General features: G+C 39.1%; 16 protein-coding genes and 1 rRNA gene. 6 read left to right on the top strand and 11 right to left on the bottom strand.

Annotated features, from left to right (window positions below; all coding sequences use genetic code 11):
- Positions 1–6 precede the first annotated feature (6 nt).
- Together J2Z32_RS06545 and J2Z32_RS06550 are read left to right on the top strand one after the other, a co-directional pair.
- Entirely contained in the window at positions 7–612 is a 606-nt protein-coding gene (locus J2Z32_RS06545) for a TetR/AcrR family transcriptional regulator (RefSeq protein WP_210088370.1), read from the top strand.
- A 54-nt stretch (positions 613–666) separates the two neighbouring features.
- Positions 667–1,218 (top strand): hypothetical protein, encoded by a 552-nt coding sequence (locus tag J2Z32_RS06550; RefSeq protein ID WP_210088371.1) that lies wholly within the window; start codon positions 667–669, stop codon positions 1,216–1,218.
- A gap of 114 nt (positions 1,219–1,332) precedes the next feature.
- On the opposite strand, the gene J2Z32_RS06555 is transcribed toward J2Z32_RS06550, so the two are convergent.
- Both J2Z32_RS06555 and J2Z32_RS06560 read right to left on the bottom strand, forming a co-directional pair.
- On the bottom strand, positions 1,333–2,391 hold the full coding sequence (locus J2Z32_RS06555) for an ABC transporter ATP-binding protein (protein ID WP_210088372.1): 1,059 nt from the start codon (positions 2,389–2,391) through the stop codon (positions 1,333–1,335).
- Between the two features lie 127 nt (positions 2,392–2,518).
- A complete protein-coding gene (locus J2Z32_RS06560; RefSeq protein ID WP_210088373.1) occupies positions 2,519–3,808 on the bottom strand; it encodes an XRE family transcriptional regulator in 1,290 nt (429 codons plus the stop codon).
- A 254-nt stretch (positions 3,809–4,062) separates the two neighbouring features.
- On the opposite strand from J2Z32_RS06560, the gene J2Z32_RS06565 reads away from it, so the two are divergent.
- Both J2Z32_RS06565 and J2Z32_RS06570 read left to right on the top strand, forming a co-directional pair.
- Positions 4,063–4,398, top strand: coding sequence for an ArsR/SmtB family transcription factor (locus J2Z32_RS06565; RefSeq protein WP_210088374.1), 336 nt, complete (start codon positions 4,063–4,065; stop codon positions 4,396–4,398).
- A gap of 150 nt (positions 4,399–4,548) precedes the next feature.
- A complete protein-coding gene (locus tag J2Z32_RS06570) occupies positions 4,549–6,306 on the top strand; it encodes a SulP family inorganic anion transporter (RefSeq protein WP_210088400.1) in 1,758 nt (585 codons plus the stop codon).
- A 273-nt stretch (positions 6,307–6,579) separates the two neighbouring features.
- Here J2Z32_RS06570 and J2Z32_RS06575 read toward each other — a convergent pair whose 3' ends face one another.
- Positions 6,580–8,244 (bottom strand): NTTRR-F1 domain, encoded by a 1,665-nt coding sequence (locus J2Z32_RS06575; protein WP_210088375.1) that lies wholly within the window; start codon positions 8,242–8,244, stop codon positions 6,580–6,582.
- A gap of 346 nt (positions 8,245–8,590) precedes the next feature.
- Between J2Z32_RS06575 and J2Z32_RS06580 the strand changes: the two genes are divergently transcribed.
- Complete coding sequence (locus tag J2Z32_RS06580; protein ID WP_210088376.1) at positions 8,591–8,848, top strand: GlsB/YeaQ/YmgE family stress response membrane protein; 258 nt, start codon at positions 8,591–8,593, stop codon at positions 8,846–8,848.
- A 270-nt stretch (positions 8,849–9,118) separates the two neighbouring features.
- Here the strand turns inward: J2Z32_RS06580 and J2Z32_RS06585 are convergent, their stop codons facing one another.
- The 6 genes from J2Z32_RS06585 to J2Z32_RS06610 form a co-directional block, all read right to left on the bottom strand.
- Positions 9,119–10,723, bottom strand: a complete 1,605-nt coding sequence (locus tag J2Z32_RS06585) for a response regulator (RefSeq protein WP_210088377.1) — start codon at positions 10,721–10,723, stop codon at positions 9,119–9,121.
- A 28-nt stretch (positions 10,724–10,751) separates the two neighbouring features.
- Positions 10,752–12,101 (bottom strand): ABC transporter substrate-binding protein, encoded by a 1,350-nt coding sequence (locus J2Z32_RS06590; RefSeq protein ID WP_210088378.1) that lies wholly within the window; start codon positions 12,099–12,101, stop codon positions 10,752–10,754.
- Between the two features lie 14 nt (positions 12,102–12,115).
- Positions 12,116–13,837 carry a sensor histidine kinase gene (locus tag J2Z32_RS06595; RefSeq protein WP_210088379.1) on the bottom strand — a complete coding sequence of 574 codons (1,722 nt, stop codon included), beginning with the start codon at positions 13,835–13,837 and terminating at the stop codon, positions 12,116–12,118.
- A 99-nt stretch (positions 13,838–13,936) separates the two neighbouring features.
- Positions 13,937–14,812 carry a carbohydrate ABC transporter permease gene (locus J2Z32_RS06600; protein ID WP_210088380.1) on the bottom strand — a complete coding sequence of 292 codons (876 nt, stop codon included), beginning with the start codon at positions 14,810–14,812 and terminating at the stop codon, positions 13,937–13,939.
- Positions 14,812–15,768 carry a carbohydrate ABC transporter permease gene (locus tag J2Z32_RS06605; protein ID WP_210088381.1) on the bottom strand — a complete coding sequence of 319 codons (957 nt, stop codon included), beginning with the start codon at positions 15,766–15,768 and terminating at the stop codon, positions 14,812–14,814. Before J2Z32_RS06605 ends, J2Z32_RS06600 begins: the two co-directional genes overlap by 1 nt.
- Positions 15,769–15,889: 121 nt before the next feature.
- The gene (locus J2Z32_RS06610) at positions 15,890–17,218 is read right to left on the bottom strand and encodes an ABC transporter substrate-binding protein (protein WP_210088382.1); all 1,329 of its coding nucleotides are present in this window, start codon (positions 17,216–17,218) and stop codon (positions 15,890–15,892) included.
- Positions 17,219–17,564: 346 nt separating this feature from the next.
- On the opposite strand from J2Z32_RS06610, the gene J2Z32_RS06615 reads away from it, so the two are divergent.
- Complete coding sequence (locus J2Z32_RS06615) at positions 17,565–17,930, top strand: RidA family protein (protein ID WP_210088383.1); 366 nt, start codon at positions 17,565–17,567, stop codon at positions 17,928–17,930.
- A gap of 175 nt (positions 17,931–18,105) precedes the next feature.
- Here J2Z32_RS06615 and J2Z32_RS06620 read toward each other — a convergent pair whose 3' ends face one another.
- Together J2Z32_RS06620 and rrf are read right to left on the bottom strand one after the other, a co-directional pair.
- Positions 18,106–19,749 carry a formate--tetrahydrofolate ligase gene (locus J2Z32_RS06620; RefSeq protein ID WP_210088384.1) on the bottom strand — a complete coding sequence of 548 codons (1,644 nt, stop codon included), beginning with the start codon at positions 19,747–19,749 and terminating at the stop codon, positions 18,106–18,108.
- A 146-nt stretch (positions 19,750–19,895) separates the two neighbouring features.
- Positions 19,896–19,990: ribosomal RNA gene (rrf, locus tag J2Z32_RS06625) — 5S ribosomal RNA — on the bottom strand; the annotation flags it as partial.

The raw sequence follows: 19,990 nt of genomic DNA on the forward strand, positions 1-19,990 counted from the left end.
TTAGCTATGCCTAAAATTGTAGATCATGAAAAACAACGTCAACTTGTCGCCGATGCTGCTATACGATTAATCAAAAAAGGAGGATTAGAACACGCCACTGTGCGGAATATTGCGGTTGAGGCTGGATTATCGGTAGGCTCAATGCGGCATTACTTTTCCACACAAGCCGATTTGTTTACTTTTTGCATGAACATATTTATTAAACGTGTCCAAGAGCGAGTCAGAAATACGGATATGGATAATGATCTCTTTGCTAATGATCCCTTTACGGGATTACAAGCTATATTAATGGAGTTTATACCCTTTGATGAGGATCGAAAAATGGAGATGGAGGTTTGGCTTTCGTTTACTGCAAAAACATTAGTACATCCGGGATTACAAGCCGTTAGTGAGCAAATGTATGAGGGGATTCGGGGTGTGGTCAAGTTTGTGTTAGAACAGCTCACCGTCTATAAGCTAGCAAAACCTAACTTAAACCTAGCCTTAGAAACATACAAGCTCAGTGCTTTAATGGATGGGCTGGCTGTTCACTTAATCACGCAACCAGGACACGTTACCCATGCCATGGCTGAACAAATCATAAATGAGCATTTACGAAGTCTATGTATATAAAATGCCATGAATCAATTTGTAATTAAAGAATCCTGACATCAACAAAGGGGGCAAATGATGCTTGCAATTATCATTGCATGTGAAGTTTTATTTTGGGTATTTGTTTTAGCTGGATTAGTGTGTCGATATTTGTTACGAATGCGGAGGCTAGGAGCGCTCTTACTATTTTGTACACCCATAATAGATATCGTATTGTTAGTAACAACCAGTCTGCACTTAAAAAACGGGGCTACCGCGGATTTTGTACATGGACTTGCCGCTATTTATATCGGTTTATCTATCGCTTTTGGCCACTCTATGATTAAATGGGCAGATGTCCGTTTTGCACATCGTTTTGCCGGTGGACCAGCCCCGGTTAAGAAGCCAAAATTTGGAGCCGCTCATGCACGTCATTTAAGAATAGGCTGGCTACAGCATTTATTAGCATGGGTCATTGGTTGCTTATGTCTCTACGGCGTGATTTGGTACGTAGGTGCGCCTGAGCGAACAGAGCCATTAAAGCAATTTTTTCAAACTTGGACGATGATACTTGGGATCGATTTTCTTATCAGCTTTAGCTACACGTTATGGCCTCGTAAGGAAGGATCTGGCTCTCAAAGTGGATAAAAATAACCCGAGCTATTTACGACATTCTACACAGGACTCAGTCCTTTAGAGTATCGTAAATTAGGTCGGGTTTTTTATTACTAATTTTATTATGTTTGCATCACAATAACAAAATTAAGATTGCACTAATACTGGCTCTGCATAAGCATTTGCCAATTGGCGAATTTTTTTCTTCACTACCTCAGGTGGTTCTACCTTAGGTGCAGATGGATGAAGCAACCATGATTTCACAAAGTGAGTATCAGAAACTTGATACAATGGTGGCTCCTTCTCACGATCAATATTCATTGCATATTCACTACGTAATGAAAAGGCATCCCCTTTAGGTGGATGAATTAAATCCGGTGGTGTACCAGGAATTGCCGTTAACATATCATCATGTCCTTCTAAGCTAGGCATAGATGCTAATAAGCCCCAAGTATAAGGATGACGTGGATCGTAGAAAATTTCCTCTGACGTTCCGATTTCGACAATTTGTCCTGCATACATTACAGCTACACGATCTGCAATATTGGCAACAACACCAAGATCGTGTGTAATGAAGATAATCGAGGTTTCGATTTTTTGCTGTAAATCCTTCATTAAATCCAAAATTTGAGCTTGGATTGTAACGTCAAGTGCTGTTGTAGGCTCGTCCGCAATCAATAGCTTCGGATTAGCAGCAAGTGCCATTGCAATTACGACACGTTGACGCATGCCTCCACTAAATTCATGTGGATATTGATCTACACGACGCTTAGGATCAGGAATCCCTACAAGTCCTAGCAGCTCAATTGCACGTAAATAAGCGGCATTATTATTCATGTTCTCGTGAGTAACTAACACTTCCATGATTTGTTTGCCTACCTTCATCGTTGGGTTCAACGATGTCATCGGGTCTTGGAATATCATTCCAATTTCCTTACCACGAATTTTACGCATTTGATTTTCGTTCTTACTAATAATTTCCTGACCATTAAAAATGATTTGACCACGTTTATATTGACCATGCGGCTTAGGTATAAGCTTCATTATCGCTTGAGAAGTCACACTTTTACCAGATCCAGATTCACCAACAATCGCTAGCGTCTCCCCTTTATCTACGTGAAAGCTGACACCACGAATAGCTTGAACCTCACCGCCATGTGTTTTAAATGATATCGCCAAATCCTTTACTTCTAACAAATGTGTCATATTCCACCTCCAAACTCATGATACTAAATCATCATACATACTAATATATCATTAAATACGTCTATATTTCCATCCTCTTGTCATAGTTCATACAATAATAATATTTGCTACTTTTCCATAAAATTGTCTAGCGTGCTTCACTAGTTCTAACTAGACCTAACAATTTGCGATAATAAAACGCAGCATCCTTATATTTTCGATTTTCCTCCGATACGATTGCAAGTAATTCATACAGCTGCTCTAGCCGTAATCTTTGTCCCGATTGTTCAAAATAAGGTAAGCATTCCAGGCTATATTTCAGAAAAGAATCAGAATCCCCTTGTGATAAAGCAAATTGAGAACAATAGAAAATTTTTGCCATCGCTTGCTCCAGATTAAATGTCTCTCCATTCAACCTGTGTAATACTGCCCCTAATTCTCCCCAGTTTTTTTCAATATAAGCAAGCTCACCACGATAAATTAATAAGGTAGACTTCATTGCTTGCTGAATAACAGCAGACCTACTAGCAAGCCATGCTTCATAATCGTCAATTTCCGCCAACGCCTGTTCATTTTGTCCCAGCATTGTCAACATTACAATTCGATTATTAAAAATGATACTTTGCAATTCTTCTCTCTCTTTTGCGTTATGAAGATGATGTTCTGCTTTTGTTAATGCCATTAATGCATCACCGTACATTCCTGTTGCAAAGCAATTTCCACTATGGGCAATATAGAGAGAAGATAATCGATCCTCACGATTATACTCATCATTATGCTGCAATAACTGTTCAAATATATGATAGGCTTGCTCATGTTGGGTAGTATGTACACTTCCCTCTAATTGTAAGCTACGGATCATATACCAAACATCACTTCCCACCACAAGCTGTGGTACCAGTTTGCTGGCACAACGTAAAAGCTCCCCGTATTCATTTTGTTCACGATGCTTATATATTTTATAAAATAATAATGCTTTGTTTAAAGGGCTTGGCAACCTGTTTTCATTTTTGTAGATGTATTTATGCAAATAAAAATCTAAATAATGCTCATGGATATATTGATATGCCACCTGATCACGAACCTGCTGGTAATAAACGGCTTTCATTAGTGCAACCGTTAGCTCTACTACTAAGGCATCGTGGTGATCATCAAATAAAATAATATTGTGCTCTGTTTGCTCCTTGAAAGGCTTTGAAAACTCCATAAATACATACTCTGCTTGCTTTATTACTTCTTGATCTTGCTTAGATGCATTTGTAATATATGAAGGCTTCACACCAAGGCGATGAGCCACCGCTGCCCCAAGATCGCTTTGTAACGGATAGCGGTCTGCTAAAATGTTGGCAAAGTGCGTCCCTGTAACAAGTCCCTCTACCAGCTGCTTACGTGTTATGTTTTTTTTCTTACATAGAAACTCAATGCGTTCTTTGAGCATCCCTCTTCCCCCACACACACTAGATTCTTTTTTTATCATACAAAAATATGGCGTGGTCGCGAATTCACCCAAACGTATGATGTTTGCACAATTCAGATAAAGACAAGTCCATAGGTGAACGGTAAATTTTGAGCACGTAAAAACCTAATTTATTGAAATCGTTCATGATGTTGTAATAAAAATCACGTTTGAATAAGCTTTGTTGTGCTATATTGTAAATATTCAAAGATTTGAATATATGGAGATTAAAAAATATGAATCAGAATCAAAGTATTCAGCAATTTAAAGCTGACTTTTTCAAAGCATTATCTCATCCGATGAGAATCCGTATTCTTGAGGTGTTAAGTGAAGGCGAGCAAAATGTGAATGAGCTTCAAGTCATTTTAGGCTCAGAGGGTTCTGCTGTATCTCAGCAGCTTGCTGTTCTTCGTGCTAAAAATTTAGTTAACAGCGTGAAGGAGGGAACTACGGTTGTTTATTCTCTTCGTGATCCACTCATTAAGGATTTGTTAGATGTAGCGAAGCAAATTTTTAACAATCACTTAATCGAGTCGATTTCACTACTAGAAGGAATCAACAAGGAAATTTAGTTTATGTCAATGTAAAGTCTGTTTATTTGTTTACCTATCTCCCCGTCACTGTGCGGGGAATCTTTGTGTGCGTTGCCTAGACATGATATTTGCATTGCATACACATTACAGTAGAACTTCACTATGATCAGAAAAGAAGGTTTTCAAAAAATGAATTGGCGCGGTCGTTATCTAAACTATAATGCAGGTAAATTTCGTAAAGATTTAATTTCAGGATGTATTGTTGGGATCATTGCAATTCCACTTGGTATGGCATTCTCCATCGCATCTGGGGTAAAGCCTGAATATGGCTTATATACCACTATCATTGCAGGAATTCTAATCTCACTATTAGGTGGGTCAAAGTTTCAAATTGGTGGGCCAACAGGTGCATTTATTCCAATCCTGTTAGCGGTCGTCTTGCAATACGGATATGAAAATTTATTAATTGCTGGCTTTTTGGCAGGGATCATTTTGGTGCTAATGGGTGTATTTCGGTTAGGCGCCTTAATTAGATACATTCCGCGTCCCGTTACGATTGGATTTACAGCAGGGATTGCGGTTACTATTTTTAGTGGTCAAATTGGAAATTTTTTAGGGCTACGTGGCCTTGAGCGTCATGAATATTTTTATTACAACATGGCTGAAATTGTAAAACATATCTCTTCCATAAACATATACAGCATTATTACAGCAGGCATCTGCTTAACGGCATTATTAATTACTCCTAAGTATTTACCAAAGGTTCCAGCGTCACTTGTAGGCATCCTGTTATCAACAGCCGCTAGCATTTGGTTATTCCCAGGCAAAGTGACAACCATCGGTTCCTCCTATGGTGCAATACCAGGTGGATTACCACAGCTTCATAGCCTTGATCTCAGCTTATCTAATATATCCTCAATGCTCCAGCCTGCCTTAATTATTGCCATGTTAGGTGGGATCGAATCGCTATTATCTGCCGTTGTTGCAGATGGGATGACGAATAGCAGACACAATAGTAACCGAGAATTAATTGGGCAAGGTGTTGCTAATATTGTTGCGCCTTTATTTGGTGGTATTCCTGCCACAGGTGCAATTGCGAGAACAGCAACCAACATTAAAAACGGTGCGGTTTCCCCCATCTCAGGGATTATCCATGGCGTCGTTGTTTTGCTTATTGTCGTTTTATTTGCACCCTATGCCTCAAATATCCCATTAGCGAGCATGGCTCCAATTTTGATGATGGTCGCTTGGAATATGAGTGAGCGCAAATCGTTTGCCGCGATGTACAAAACACGCAGTGGTGATACCATTATTTTGTTAGTTACCTTCCTGCTGACTGTATTTACAACTTTAACGACTGCAGTTGAGGTGGGGTTAATATTAGCTGTCATTTTATTTGTAAAACGAATGAGTGAGGCATTAAAAATTAATCAGGTATTACCTGACCACTCCAGATTACATGATAAAGTAGAAGCACATGTAGTAACTGAAGATCATAATTGCCCGCAGATCGGTATTTTTAATGTGGAGGGTCCATTATTTTTTGGGGCATCAGGCCCTTTTGAGGATTCACATCTGCATTCTGCTGGACACAAAATTATTATTATTAGAATGGGCAAAGTACCCTTTATGGATACGACTGGTGAAGCCAACTTCGCAAGCCTGGTTAAAAAACTTCAAGCTAGTGGCATTAAGCTTGCCGTTACAGATATTCAGCCTCAGCCTTTAGCTTTATTACAACGGACGGGTTGCTATAAATTGATTGGTGAAGAGCAATTTTATAAGCATACTAGCGATGCCTTAGCCTATGCTTTAAGTCAGATTAAAAGAAAAACGTGTCTGGGCTGTGAGCATTTTGCTTTTCGGGAATGTAAGGCACTTAGCTCAACTCAAGAAGCAGATCATAAGGTTGCAGTACGAGGCGCAGAGGTCGTTACTCCATCTTAAACTTATGTCATTCAAGGTTAAGATGGAGGCTTGGTGCTCCATAAGCAATGAAAAGGCCCCTAAAAAGTTTGACACGGTTATTTCATTAGGTAGCTTGTATTAAAATGAGTTCGGTATTATACGAACTCATTTTAATTTCATTATATTTAAAACATGTGATACTAACTTACTTATCGAACCTTTATAAAAATTTATCATTCTCAGCCTTTCGTTATTGATTCTTCTTGAATATATTACAATTTCCCCCTGCTGGAAACAGCTTCTAATTAAGAATTAACGCTGGTCGCTAATGTTTGCACCACTATTGTATTGGGACAATGCAGTAGTTGGATCGTATGGAGGACCAGTGGGAGTACCTACCAATAAGGCGATATCAACAGCGTTTTGGGGTATTCCCCAGGAGTTGTTGGAGAAAACAAATATAGCTCCATCTACTACCCAACCTCTGGTGTTATACACCACATTATCTAGAATGTACCCTGTAGAGCCAGGATTAAAATAAGCTGGCTGTCTTAATGAATACAAAAGGTTATCTTGAGCAATAAGATTCGTCACACCACCTTGCGTGAGAAAGCCGCGATTTACAACCCAACCTGAAGAGGGGCCAGCCTGAGGAGGCCCGAAAATAACATTATTCATCAATTTGTGATTCGAGCCAGCTAATTGGATAAACTCCACGGCATACGGTAGATCACTGGTAATAGTCAGTCCGTCAAAAGTAACTCCTGTACCCGTTATCAAGAACGCAATAACAGCTGCTTGCAATACAATTCGTGTATTAGGATAGCCTTTAAGGGTTACATCCGCTATATTGACTGTTATTGTGGACGTTACGGGATAAGTACCCTCCAATACATTTACAACTCCTGTAGGCGATACTGCGGCAAGCCCAGCCTGAATCGTTCCAAACGGACTGGCTTGTGTTCCGTCTCCCCCTACTGCACCAGCTTGAACATAAACTTCAAACGGATTTGGCTCGATTGCCCCTGTGGCACCGGTGACTCCTGTTGCACCTGTTGCTCCCGTGATTCCCGTCACTCCTGTAGCCCCTGTTGCGCCTGTTGCTCCCGTGATTCCCGTCACTCCTGTAGCTCCTGTTGCGCCTGTTGCTCCCGTTACACCTGTTGCTCCCCCTCCAGTTGGACCTGTTGCTCCCGTGATTCCCGTCGCTCCTGTCGCTCCTGTAGCCCCAGTAGCACCAGTAGCACCTGTCGCTCCCCCTCCAGTTGGACCCGTTGCTCCCGTTGCTCCCGTCGCTCCTGTTACTCCCGTAGCCCCAGTAGCACCTGTCGCTCCCCCTCCAGTTGGACCTGTTGCTCCCGTTGCTCCCGTCGCTCCTGTAGCTCCTGTTACTCCCGTAGCCCCAGTAGCACCTGTCGCTCCCCCTCCAGTTGGACCTGTTGCTCCCGTTGCTCCTGTCGCTCCTGTAGCTCCTGTTACTCCCGTAGCGCCTGTAATTCCCGGAGTAGTATTGATGGCCTGCATGAGCACCACTTCGTCTATCAGTGTGCTACTCGTACCGGCAGCTGCTAAATTACTGAAAGACAACTGAGCAAAGGCAGCATTCACTGGAGCTTGAATAGACACCCCTTCATACACCTGCCAGCTTGTATTTTGCAGACTGCCCTGTGGAATAACTAAAGTAATTCCTGTAATCAAAAAATTTATGCTAGAATCAAAAAAATTCAGTGTAACGGCAATCCCTGAGTTGGGTAGTGTTGAGATAGTTTTTGCTAAAGAAAATCCAACATAATAACCTTGCATTGGTTGAACAGCAACTATTTGCTGTACAGATGCTGAGACGGTTCCTCCCGCCATCTCAGCACAACGAGAACCTTCCTTGGAGCCTGTGCTTATGACAGCATTCACTGGAAACCAGCCAGTAAAGCCTGCTTCAAAGCTCGGATTCACCAATACATTGTTTAGCTGAATCGCCATACTTTCCAAGACCCCTCTCTTTATTTTTTTATCACTTAAGTTTATTTAAAAAACACTTAACTTTGTTCATGCTAAAACATCCTATTCTAGTCTCTATATTTTTTCTACAAACTTTAGTAGTTAAAATAACTATTTTTCAAAATATGGTACATATGGACCTGTCACGAAGGAAAATAAGGCTAAATGCAAAATGAGCAAATAATTTGTCGTCATTTATTGTAATGCAACCATAGTTATACATAATTTAAGAAGAAAATGCTCAAACTACTACATAATAAACCTAAAAGCTAACGAAGTAGATGATGAAAATAGAATGAAAATTGTTATAGAAAAGGAGCCTTCAACTATGTTTTTATTATGGTCGTTATTAATTGGCGGGAGTATCGGATGGCTTGCAGGGATCATTGTAGGTAGAGATATTCCGGGTGGGGTTTTAGGCAATGTGGTGGCAGGTTTTGTTGGTGCTTGGATTGGTAATTTATTTTTAGGAAGCTGGGGGCCTGTGCTAGGTACATTTTATATTTTTCCAACGCTGTTAGGCGCAATCATATTAGTGCTTATCGTTAGCCTAATTATGAGCTCATTGTTACGTAGTCGCTCATAGCTAATTAGCAAGTCTATCGTTAAATTTCATCGTAAGTTTAGGGTATTGTAAGCTCAATCATTGTAAGGCATAGTAGAATAAACGTTAGAAGCGAACGAAACTACAGGCGGCTGGGACAAAAGCATTTCAGCTAATGAAAAACCCGAACTATTTTATGGAATTCTATTTGAATTCCGTTATAGTTCGGGTTTTAATCATTTGTAATGCTTACATGAAGTAGCTATTATTCGACTTTAACAACATTAAAATGAGTTATGTCCCAGCCTCCTCCTACGTTACGGACGCGCCTTCCTCGCGAAATTCTGACGGTGTCATGCCAGTAATTTTTTTAAATACTTGCGTAAAATATCGTGGGTCTTGATAACCAACCAGTGGTGCAACCTGATACACCTTGACATTGCTATTTTTCAAAATATATTTTGCCTTATCCATTCTAATTTTAGTTAAATATTCTAGGAAGGTATAGCCTGAAACCTGCTTAAACAACATGCAGAAGTGACTAATACTCAGATCGATCAGCTCTGCAACCTCTTCCATGCTTAGATCCTTATGATAATTGTTATGAATATAATCTTGAGCTTTTGCGATCACAGTTTCAACATTTTCTTTATTGTGATTGGTTAATCCTTCATTAATCCATTTGCTAAAGTTTGTTTTTAGCACCTGAATCATTTCCACCAACGTTCCTTGTGATTGTAGCTCCTGAAGAAGCCCCTCTAATGACCATTCCAACAACAAATTTAATTGTTCAAATTGACGATAAATCACCACGGTTAAACGAACAATAATGCCCTCCGCCGTGACTTTTGATAACGCTTGTTTTTCAATGTAGCTTTGAAAATCATTTAGCAACGATAACATTACTTTTTCGTTTAATGTACGAATCGCTTCCAATATATCGTTTTCTAATTTTTTAGGATATTTCACCTCAGTCTGCTGTAGCTCTGACTCTTGGTGCACAGCTTGATCCACCAATACAGCTTCACTACCAAGATAAAAGCGTTTATACAACGCCTTGGTTGCACTGGTATAGGCATGACTAAGTTGATTTATTCCATTTACATTTAAGCTAAACCCAATGGAGCATTGAAGCTTCGTATTGGCTTTAATCTGTTGAATGATATCAGCACCTAATGCTTCCTTCCGCCTATGATGAGAGCCACGGAACAACAAAATCCATTCTCCTGTATGAAAAGGGAACACCGTTAATCCATCATGCGTGATTGACCACTCTTCAAGAATGTTACGTATAGCAAATAACCATAAACGCTTTTCTTCCATTGCCCACTCTTCATTTAGCTTCAAATAATGGTCTAATTGCACCACGGCCATAAAATATTCTTGCTCAAGCTCACTATTTTCCAGCCAAGCTAGCTGCTGGAGGGAAGGGGCTCCACCTTCAATAAATTCAGCAATCATCCGCTCCTTCGCAAGCATGGACAACACATGCACGGAATGAAGTAAATGATCATTTTCAATTTGCTTTTCTAAATTAACTTTTGCACGTTTAATCATTTCTATCAATTCTTCATGATCAATTGGCTTTAGCAAATAATCAAAAGCACCTTCACGTAATGCTTCTCGCGCGTATTCAAACTCACCATAACCACTTATAAAAATAAACAGCCGTTTAGGATTATCAGATAACACCCGCTTCATTAAAGTGATCCCATCAATCCCAGGCATACGAATATCACTTATAATCATATGTGGGGATAGCTCATTCACCATCGCTAGCGCCTGCTCTCCATTTCTTGCTTCACCAACGATCGAAATATTAAGCTCTTCCCATGGAATGGCTACCTTCAGGCTTCTCAAAATTATAGGTTCATCATCAACAAGAATGACACGAAAAGGTTGGTCTAATTGGTTCATCTTTCCTCCCCCAATGCTATCAATTGTATTACGGAAGAGCATTCTCTCTTTGCTTCCAATAATCCAGCGATGAAGATTGAAGTGCGGTTAGCGCCTGCTCTGCGTTCATATTTCCCTCAATCATTTCTTCAATCACTTTTAAAAAGGACTTTTTCACCTCAGGCGATAACACATTATCATAAGGTACAAATGTACCCTCACTATGCTCCATCACATTCATAACCTGCATAAAAATAGAACCGGTTTTTGTTGAATCAAATGGAATTTTCACCGCTGGAATACGTAAGCCTGCATACACAATTTGACTTTGTACCTTGGTGCTAAAAAAAGATTGAAGCAGCTTTAACGCCGCTTCCTTTTGCCCTTCCTCTAACGTAGAAGATACACCAATGCCAATCGTATATCCCCCAGCCATCGACCTTGGGCTATCACGCTTCAGTGCTGGAAACGGAAGGACACCTACTTTTTCACGAAAACTAGCATCAACATTTTCATCTTGGAATAAGTTAATATCCCAATTTCCATTCAAATACATTGCAGCTTGCCCTGATGTAAATGTCTCTATCGCTTGCTCTGTTGATAAAGTATTTGCGGAGGAGCTAAAGGCCCCTTCTCCAACCCATTGCTCAAATTGCTTAAAGGCAAGCAAATATTGATCGTTTAAATAACTGATATGACCATGCTGAACAATTTGCTCAAACACCTTAGGTCCTGCATAGCGATCCATTAAATAATGCACAAATATGGCGGCAGGCCAACGATCTACATTGCCTAAAGCAAATGGAGTGTAGCCATTTTTCTTCAAGGTTACAATCGCCTCATTAAGCTCCTCGATCGTAACTGGCTCTTTAATCCCAAGCGATTTAAAAATGGCGCGATTATAATATAAAGGCTCGGCGTTCCCTTCAATGGGCAAACCGTATATTCGATCATTAAATGTCCACAGCTGCAAATCCTGAAAGGAATTAGACCAACCATTGTTATGGACAAAGTCAGTTAAATCCATTAACCGATTGCTGCGAGCATAAGGCTCAATTTCAGCACCACCAAACAATACAAACATATCTGGTGGGGTTCCAGTGACCATTTCACTTTTTAGCTTTTGTTCACGATGAACCGTTTGATCCATACCTTCAAAGCTGACCTTCACATTTGGGTTGTCCTTTTGAAATTGTTCAATAATACGCTCAAATATTGCTAAGATCGGTTTATCATGCTCCTTCGTCCAAAAATGGCGAAAGGTTAGCGTAATTTTCTCATCCTGTACTTCCTCCACCATATCAGAGCTTTTTGGTAACACTAATAGCAATAATGCGCTTACTATTCCAACAATAATGAGGACAACAATACCCCAGCCCCAATTCCTTAACCACTTCATTGTCTCTCCCCCTCCTATGGAAGTATTTTGGGTATTCGAATTGAAATCGTTGACCCAAAACCAGGGGAAGAGCAAATCATAATGCCATAATATCCTCCGAATTGAAGATGTAAGCGTTCATGCACATTTTTTAAGCCTACCCCATTTTCACGATACTTTTTTAAACTGCCATCATTTTTCTCCCATAAAAGATCTAACGTAATTGGATCAAAGCCAGGTCCATTGTCTATGACGTGAATAAAAATATCATTAGAGGCTTCTCTCGCCACGATCGCAATTGAACCTTTTTGTTCCATCGGCTCGATGGCATGATACAGTGCATTTTCGACAATAGGCTGTACAATTAACTTCTGCGTCATAAAATATTTCAGTGAATCTGGGATATCAATTTCATATGAAAATTTATCTTCAAAGCGATATTTTTGAATATCCAAATAATGACGAACATGCTCAAGTTCCATAGTTAATGGGATTAATTCTTGGTTTTCACTAATACTGATACGTAGTAGCTTTCCTAGTGAAATAACCATTTTGCTAATATCTCGATTGCCATGTATAACCGCTAAAGAATTAATCGATTCTAAAGAATTGTAAATAAAATGAGGATTAATTTGCGCCACCAAGGCACGTAGCTCTACTTCCTTCTTACGCGCTTGCTCTGTTTGCACCTGTTGAATTAGTTCATTGATTTGTGAGCTCATTCGGTTGAACCCGTCAATTAACATATCTGTTTCATCATCGGCTCTGCGCTTTGATTTAATAGGAACAAAAATCCCTTGCTGTACTCGCTTCATTCCATTTACGGCACTAATAATACTTTGAACCATTCTTCTTATGAAAAAGCGATCAAATAAAAATGCAGCGATTAATGATACGATCAACAATATTCCTGCAATATTTCGAATCGAAACCGACTCGGATGTAATGAGTTGCTTTGGTGTTATCGCTACTAAATACCATCCTTTGTTATGTGACGGCAAATACGTAATTAAAGATTTTTCACCTAAATAGCTATCTGTATAATAGCCTTTACGATTGGTATAGTTTTCTCTTAAAAATGGAAAGTTGCTTTGCTCCCCAATGTGTTTTCCAGATTTATCAAATACAATGTTGCCTTCTTTATTTACTAATAAAATATCACCTTGCTTAAGTGTTGCTGCTTCCCAAAATACCTGCTCCAAAATATCGGGTTTAATGTAAATGACAGCGATCCCAATATTCTCTAAAGAATAATAATCTTTAATCACCCTAGCCTGAATCAGAACTGGTTTCCCCGCCAAAGATGAACCATTTTCGCCAGGGCCTATCCAGATTGGACGTCCCTCTGCTGCCTTCACCCTTTGAAACCAGCTCTGTGTGCTTAATTCTTTAAATGTCATTGCATCATTATATTGATATAGCAAACGATCATTTGAATAAATGCTAAATGACGTAATCATGGGATGATTGATCAGATTGTTAATTTCCTGTTTTGTTTCATACGTAACCATAAAATTTGTTTGCTTAAGTACCCGCTGAATAACAGGCTGTGTAATTGCAGAATTTGAAATGGCTGTTAGTTCATTTAAAGCATATTTCAGCTTGCGGTCGCTATCCATTAAAGAGATCCAATAAAAGTTGTTGGACCTTTTCTCCATCGCATTTGAAAAGCTGTAATAGGACACTGTCCCCATTAAAATTACAGGTATAAACACAAGAAGAATAATAGCAAGCAAGATTTTTCGCCGGAGTTTCAAGCGTTAATACCCCTCCCTCCACAATCCATCCTCTAAGCTTATTATTCTTCATTTGCTAATGAAATCCTTGCCACTTTTTAGCAAGTTCCCATATATTTTTTAACTCTTAATCGCACCACTCGTTAACCCCGCAATAATCCAACGGCTGAATAATAGGAATACAATTAATAACGGCAAGGTTGCGGTAAAGGTTGCTGACATAATCATACCAAGATCAAGTCCATCCTTATTGGTAAATAACTGCTGCAATGCTAACTGGATGGTATAATGTTCTTTATTTTTTAATACCACTAATGGCCAAAAGAAATCGTTCCATACGTTCATGAAGTTTAAAATTCCTAATGTCGCCATCGCAGGTGTCACAACAGGAATTGCAATATTCCAGAAAATACGGAAATGCCCTCCGCCATCAATCCGCCCTGCTTCGATTAATTCAGTATGAACTGCAGATGAAATATATTGTCTCATCCAGAATATACCAAACGCATTAACCATCGCAGGTACAATTAATGCTTTATAACTATCAATCCATTGTAGCTTCGCCATAATAACATAAAGTGGCAATACGCTTAATTGAGCAGGTACAAGCATTGTTGCAATGACGAATACAAACAACACCTTTTTTAATGGAAATTCATATTTTGCAAATGCATACCCTGCTAATGTACAAAAGAAGACAACAGATAAAGTAACGGCTGTAGCTACAATAAGTGAATTCCCTAGTGCAGTAAAGAAATCTGTACGATCTAATACACGCTGAAAGTTATTAAAAAATTCCCCACCTGGCTTCAATAACGGCGGAACATGAAAAGCACCAGTTTTATCATTTGTAGCAACAACAAACATCCAATAAAACGGGAATACAGATAATAGTCCGCCTAAGACTAAGAACAACCAAAAAAATACTTTTCCCACTACAGGTACATCATCTGGTTTCCGACGACGCGTTTTTTCTACATTTGCTACTGCATTCATCAGTTGTTCCCCCCTGATTCTCCACCCATACGGCTTGAAATAAACATATTAAGAACAGAGAAAATTATAGTTGCAAATAGTAGTAGAACCGCAGATGCCGCAGCTGTACCAAAAAATCCATTACTAAATGCTTCATTGTACAAGTACGTTACCATCGTAACCCCTTCTTGACGTGTCGCCCCAGTTCCTGATTGTCCAAGGAATACATATGGTTCGGTAAATAATTGCAATGCCCCGATTGTTGAAACTAAGGTTACGAATAAAATGAATGGTCGCAGTAACGGGAAGGTAATATAAATCATTTGCTGCCATCTACTTGCCCCGTCAATCTTAGCAGCCTCATATAAATCAGTTGGAATACTTTGCAGACCAGATAAAAAGATAATTGCGTTGTACCCCATCCAACGCCACATTACCATTGTAGAAATCGCAATTTTAACTCCCCACCACCCCGAGTTGAAGGCGACATTTTCAAGTCCCATCGTATTTAGTAGCCAGTTAATCATTCCGTTATTCCCGAACATCGTACTAAATACTAATGTAACGGCAACGATGGATGTAATATTTGGCATAAAATAAATAATTCTGAACGTTTTTTTGAAGCGATTTAAGGCTGAGTGCAACATAATTGCAACAAACAAGGCAATGATTAATTGTGGCAAGGTCCCCATCACTGCCATAATTAACGTATTACCAAATGAAATCCAAAAGGTAGGATCATCAATAACAAAGGAATAGTTTTTTAACCCAACATACTTCATCGGGTTTAATGCATCCCATTTAAAAAACGATAAGTATATGGTAAACACGATTGGATATAGTCCAAAAATTGAAAACAATATGAAAAATGGTGAGATAAAAAAATATGCCGTCAGTCGACTTTTTCTTGTTTCATTTAAAAAAGGGCGCTTATTTTTAACCGGGTCCCCTAAGCCTGCGGCAACTGGTTCAGCCATTGATGCATGCACCTCCAAACAAGTAATAAAAATAAGTACATTCACTAAACTTAACAACCTCAAATTCACAAGAAGAGCTTACCTTCTTGCGAATTTGAGGAATACAAACTTCTCAATTTAACTAGCTACGTTCCGCTAACTTTTTAGCTTGGTCAATAGCATTGTTCCATTCTGCAGTTGGGTCAGCTTTTTTCTCTAGTACGTTTTTAAGCGCATTTTTAAAGAATGTATCTGTTTGGTCATGTAATGGACCATAATATACTGGTTTTACACGAACTGCAGATTTAGAGTATTCCTTTGCAATCGCTTGACCGCCAAAGAAATCGTCACCTTTCAAGAATGCAGGATCTTCATATAATGCTGGAATTGAAGGGAATAAACCACTTTGCTCAAATGATTTTAATTGATTATCTTTATTGTCTAACCAAGCAATAAATTCATAAGCTTCTTTTGGATGTTTTCCTTCCTTCGGTAATGTTAAGAATGAACCTCCCCAGTTCCCTGCACCTTCAGGAAGCTGAGCAATTTTCCATTTACCTGCTGTATCTTTAGCATTTCTAATTGTTCCTGCCATCCAAGCTGGTCCAAGCATAACGCCAAACTCACCATCGTTAATTGCCTTATTCCATTCTGGAGACCAGAGCTGATAGTTTGCAATCCAGCCTTCTTGGATACCTTTAACTGTGAAGTCGTAGGCTCTCTTGATTTGAGGATTTGTATCACCAATAAATGCACCGTCTGCTTTATTGAAATAAATTTGATCTGGAGATTGGTCACGCAATCCGTTAAACACTAAATCTGTTAAATCCGCAAATGGCTTACCTGTTTTTTCTTTGAATGTTTTAGCTACTTGAGCAAATTTATCCCAAGTATCAATTGCTGCTGAAAGTTGGTCTGGATCAGCAGGTAATCCAGCCTTTTCTATCAAATCCGCACGATAGTAGGCTACTGTTGGCCCAATGTCTGTAGGTAGACCTAATTGGAAAGTACCATCTACAGAAGTGGCTTGCTTCCATTTCCAATCTAAATAATTACTTTCAATGTCTTTTGCGCCGTAGTCATACAAGTTGTAAAACTTATCTTGTGCACTAATAAAACGCTCCATGAATGCGATTTCAAGCATAAAGATATCAGGAGCACCTGAACCAGCAGATAATGCTGTAGTCAAGTTATTGTGATGCGCAGTCTGGTCTGAAGTGTTTTGGAACTTAAACGTAACATTTGGATGAAGGCTTGTGTATTCCTTTGCAAGCTCCTCATAGTTTGTAGTTCCTAATGACCAAAATGTAAGCTCAACCTTTTCATCCTTTGGCGTTTCTGTGTTTGTTGAAGCACTGTTTTCAGGCTTTTTTGTGTCATTACTAGATTTACTATTCCCTCCACATGCTGCTAGTGAAGCTACCATCAGTACTGCAATTAACAATACTGCCCATGATTTTGCATGTTTCATTTACTTTCTAACCCCTTTCTATCGCGTTTATGTTTTCTTTATCAGTCTAAAAGAAAAACTTACAAATTTTGAGGGGACAATAATGCGAAATACAGTTTGAATTTTTATTCGAATTATTTAGTACTAATAATAGACTGCCAACAGAGTTCTAATTAACTTCAAATTACTAATTTATAATATAATAATTGAATTATTTAACAGCTTATGATATCTTTTAAAAAGAACGTATGTTCCCTATTTTTAACTTCCTACTTAATAGTGTATAAAGTGGTATTAAAGTGTGTATAGAGTACTTAGTAATGCTTAGTAATGCTTAATAAGTTTTACTAATTTTAGGAGGAATTGTATGAGTGTTATTAATAGATTAGATGTTAACGAGGATTGGGCTCATGCTGGTGTTGTTGAGGCTGGAGGTTTTGCATTTTTAAGTTATTGTGTTGGAAATATTGGTCAGCCTATTGAAGCTCAAATTAATGGCGCAGTGGATCATTTAGAGAAGAGATTAGAGTTAATTGGCTTAAATTTAGAGGCTGTTGTGAAAATTGATTGTTTATTTAGAGATATTTGGGATATCCCTTTGTTAGAAAAGGTGCTTAAGGAAAGGTTTAATCATAAATATCCTGCCCGAAAATCGTTCCAAACTGAATTTGCACATCGTGGCGGACAAGAGGGACTTTTATTTCAGCTTGACGCAATTGCCTTTAAAGGTTAATAAGATAGATAAAAATCAAAAGAAAAAGAGAACCTCTTACCATACAACGGCAGAAATATGTTCCCTTTTACTATGCTAAGCTCTTGACTGCTAACCAAACTAGCGAAGAGACAGAGTCGAGCTATTAATTTATTAATAAGATTAATTAATTATATAAGCAGGCAAAATATTCATACTATAACAAACCTTGAATTTCCCCATTATCATCCAAATAAATTCGCTCCGCTGCTGGTGTCTTAGGCAACCCTGGCATCGTCATTACGGCTCCTGTGTACACTACAATAAACTTGGCACCTGCTGAGACAGAAATGCCATTTACTTGAACTGTAAATCCCTCTGGGGCACCAAGTAGCTTGGGCTGATCTGAAAAGGAGTATGGGGTTTTCGCCATACAAACAGGCATGTTTCCATACCCTAGTTGTTCGGCATCCTTAATTTGTTTAATTGCTTTTGCCGAAAATTGTACATCTTTACCACGATAAATATCCGTTACAATTTTCTCAATTTTTTGTTGAATACTTAGTTCTAGATCGTAAAGCGGGTGAAACTGGGTTATAGATTTAACTTCAGCTTCAGTAATCGCTTCAACCACTGCATTTGCTAATCCAACTCCACCTTGTCCTCCATCTGCCCATACATTGGAGATTTCAGCACGAATCCCTAATTCATTACAATATTGTACTAGAAAATTGATTTCTTCTTTGGAATCAGCAGAAAAGTGATTAATTGCTACAACGACAGGGACTCCAAATTTCTTAATATTTTCAATATGTCTTTTCATATTAGCTAAACCACTTTGCATTGCCTCTAAATTAGGCAAATCTAGTTCTGCCTTAGCGACTCCGCCATTATATTTTAGTGCCTTTAACGTTACAACAAGTACAGCAGCAGATGGGGTTAAGCCGGACTGCCTACATTTAATATTAAAAAACTTCTCTGCACCTAAATCTGCACCAAATCCTGCTTCAGTCACGACATAATCTGCGAGTTTAAGTGCAATTTTTGTTCCGAGCACACTACTACAGCCATGTGCTATATTTGCAAAGGGTCCACCATGGACAATAACAGGTGTTCCTTCGATCGTTTGCACTAAGTTAGGCTTAATGGCATCCTTTAGTAACACTAACATCGCATCCACAGCCCCGATCTGTGCTGCTGTCACAATTTCATTACTGAAGTTATAGCCAATCCAAATACGACCCAACCGATCCTTTAAATCTTCCAAGCTCTCACTAAGACATAAAATAGCCATGATCTCAGATGCCGTCGTGATCATAAATCCAGATTCATGTGTCGAACCATTGTTGTCGCCTAAGCCAATTATAATTTGCCGTAGGCTACGATCATTCATATCTAAGACACGTTTCCACATAATACGCTTTGGATCTATACTTAAGGTGTTACCATGAAAAATATGATTATCAATCATAGCCGCCAACAAATTATGAGCAGAAGAAATAGCATGGATATCACCAGTAAAATGTAAGTTAATATCCTCAGATGGCTCAATTCTGGCCTTATTATCGCCTGTCGCTCCACCTTTCATTCCAAAGCAAGGCCCCATTGACGGCTCACGTAACGCAGCAATGGTACGTTTCCCAATTACATTTAATGCCTGTGATAAACCAATCGTGGTTAAGGTTTTACCTTCACCCGCTGGCGTAGGATTCATCGCTGTAACAAGAATAAGCTTACCATTAGGCTGTGACGCGTAATCATCCATTATGGATAAATTAATTTTACTTTTATAAGAACCGTATAGCTCTAATTCTTCCTGAGGTATCCCAAAGTCTTGTGCAACATCAATAATTGGCTTCATTCCTGTTCCCCTTCCAGATAAAACATTCGGCATAACGTAATTGTACATGAAACCTTGAGCCGTGAATATGTCATTTTGCGCATTAAACTAAAAACTATGTATGAATATAAAAAAACCACCACCGGATGATCGGCAGTGGTTCTTGTGCTTGGCGGCGTCCTACTCTCCCAGGACCCTTCGGTCCAAGTACCATCGGCGCTGGAGGGCTTAACGGTCGTGTTCGGGATGGGTACGTGTGGAA

Origin of the sequence: Paenibacillus turicensis (genome assembly GCF_017873435.1) — a bacterium.
Lineage (GTDB): Bacteria > Bacillota > Bacilli > Paenibacillales > Paenibacillaceae > Fontibacillus > Fontibacillus turicensis.

Excerpts from the sequence above, each read along its gene's own strand:
- J2Z32_RS06590 (WP_210088378.1), bottom strand. The coding sequence starts at position 12,101 with ATGAAGTGGTTAAGGAATTGGGGCTGGGGTATTGTTGTCCTCATTATT.
- J2Z32_RS06610 (WP_210088382.1), bottom strand. The coding sequence starts at position 17,218 with ATGAAACATGCAAAATCATGGGCAGTATTGTTAATTGCAGTACTGATG.
- J2Z32_RS06585 (WP_210088377.1), bottom strand. The coding sequence starts at position 10,723 with ATGAACCAATTAGACCAACCTTTTCGTGTCATTCTTGTTGATGATGAA.
- J2Z32_RS06575 (WP_210088375.1), bottom strand. The coding sequence starts at position 8,244 with ATGGCGATTCAGCTAAACAATGTATTGGTGAATCCGAGCTTTGAAGCA.
- J2Z32_RS06570 (WP_210088400.1), top strand. The coding sequence starts at position 4,549 with ATGAATTGGCGCGGTCGTTATCTAAACTATAATGCAGGTAAATTTCGT.
- J2Z32_RS06545 (WP_210088370.1), top strand. The coding sequence starts at position 7 with ATGCCTAAAATTGTAGATCATGAAAAACAACGTCAACTTGTCGCCGAT.
- J2Z32_RS06620 (WP_210088384.1), bottom strand. The coding sequence starts at position 19,749 with ATGAAGCCAATTATTGATGTTGCACAAGACTTTGGGATACCTCAGGAA.
- J2Z32_RS06550 (WP_210088371.1), top strand. The coding sequence starts at position 667 with ATGATGCTTGCAATTATCATTGCATGTGAAGTTTTATTTTGGGTATTT.
- J2Z32_RS06555 (WP_210088372.1), bottom strand. The coding sequence starts at position 2,391 with ATGACACATTTGTTAGAAGTAAAGGATTTGGCGATATCATTTAAAACA.
- J2Z32_RS06605 (WP_210088381.1), bottom strand. The coding sequence starts at position 15,768 with ATGGCTGAACCAGTTGCCGCAGGCTTAGGGGACCCGGTTAAAAATAAG.
- J2Z32_RS06600 (WP_210088380.1), bottom strand. The coding sequence starts at position 14,812 with ATGAATGCAGTAGCAAATGTAGAAAAAACGCGTCGTCGGAAACCAGAT.
- J2Z32_RS06565 (WP_210088374.1), top strand. The coding sequence starts at position 4,063 with ATGAATCAGAATCAAAGTATTCAGCAATTTAAAGCTGACTTTTTCAAA.
- J2Z32_RS06580 (WP_210088376.1), top strand. The coding sequence starts at position 8,591 with ATGTTTTTATTATGGTCGTTATTAATTGGCGGGAGTATCGGATGGCTT.
- J2Z32_RS06615 (WP_210088383.1), top strand. The coding sequence starts at position 17,565 with ATGAGTGTTATTAATAGATTAGATGTTAACGAGGATTGGGCTCATGCT.
- J2Z32_RS06560 (WP_210088373.1), bottom strand. The coding sequence starts at position 3,808 with ATGCTCAAAGAACGCATTGAGTTTCTATGTAAGAAAAAAAACATAACA.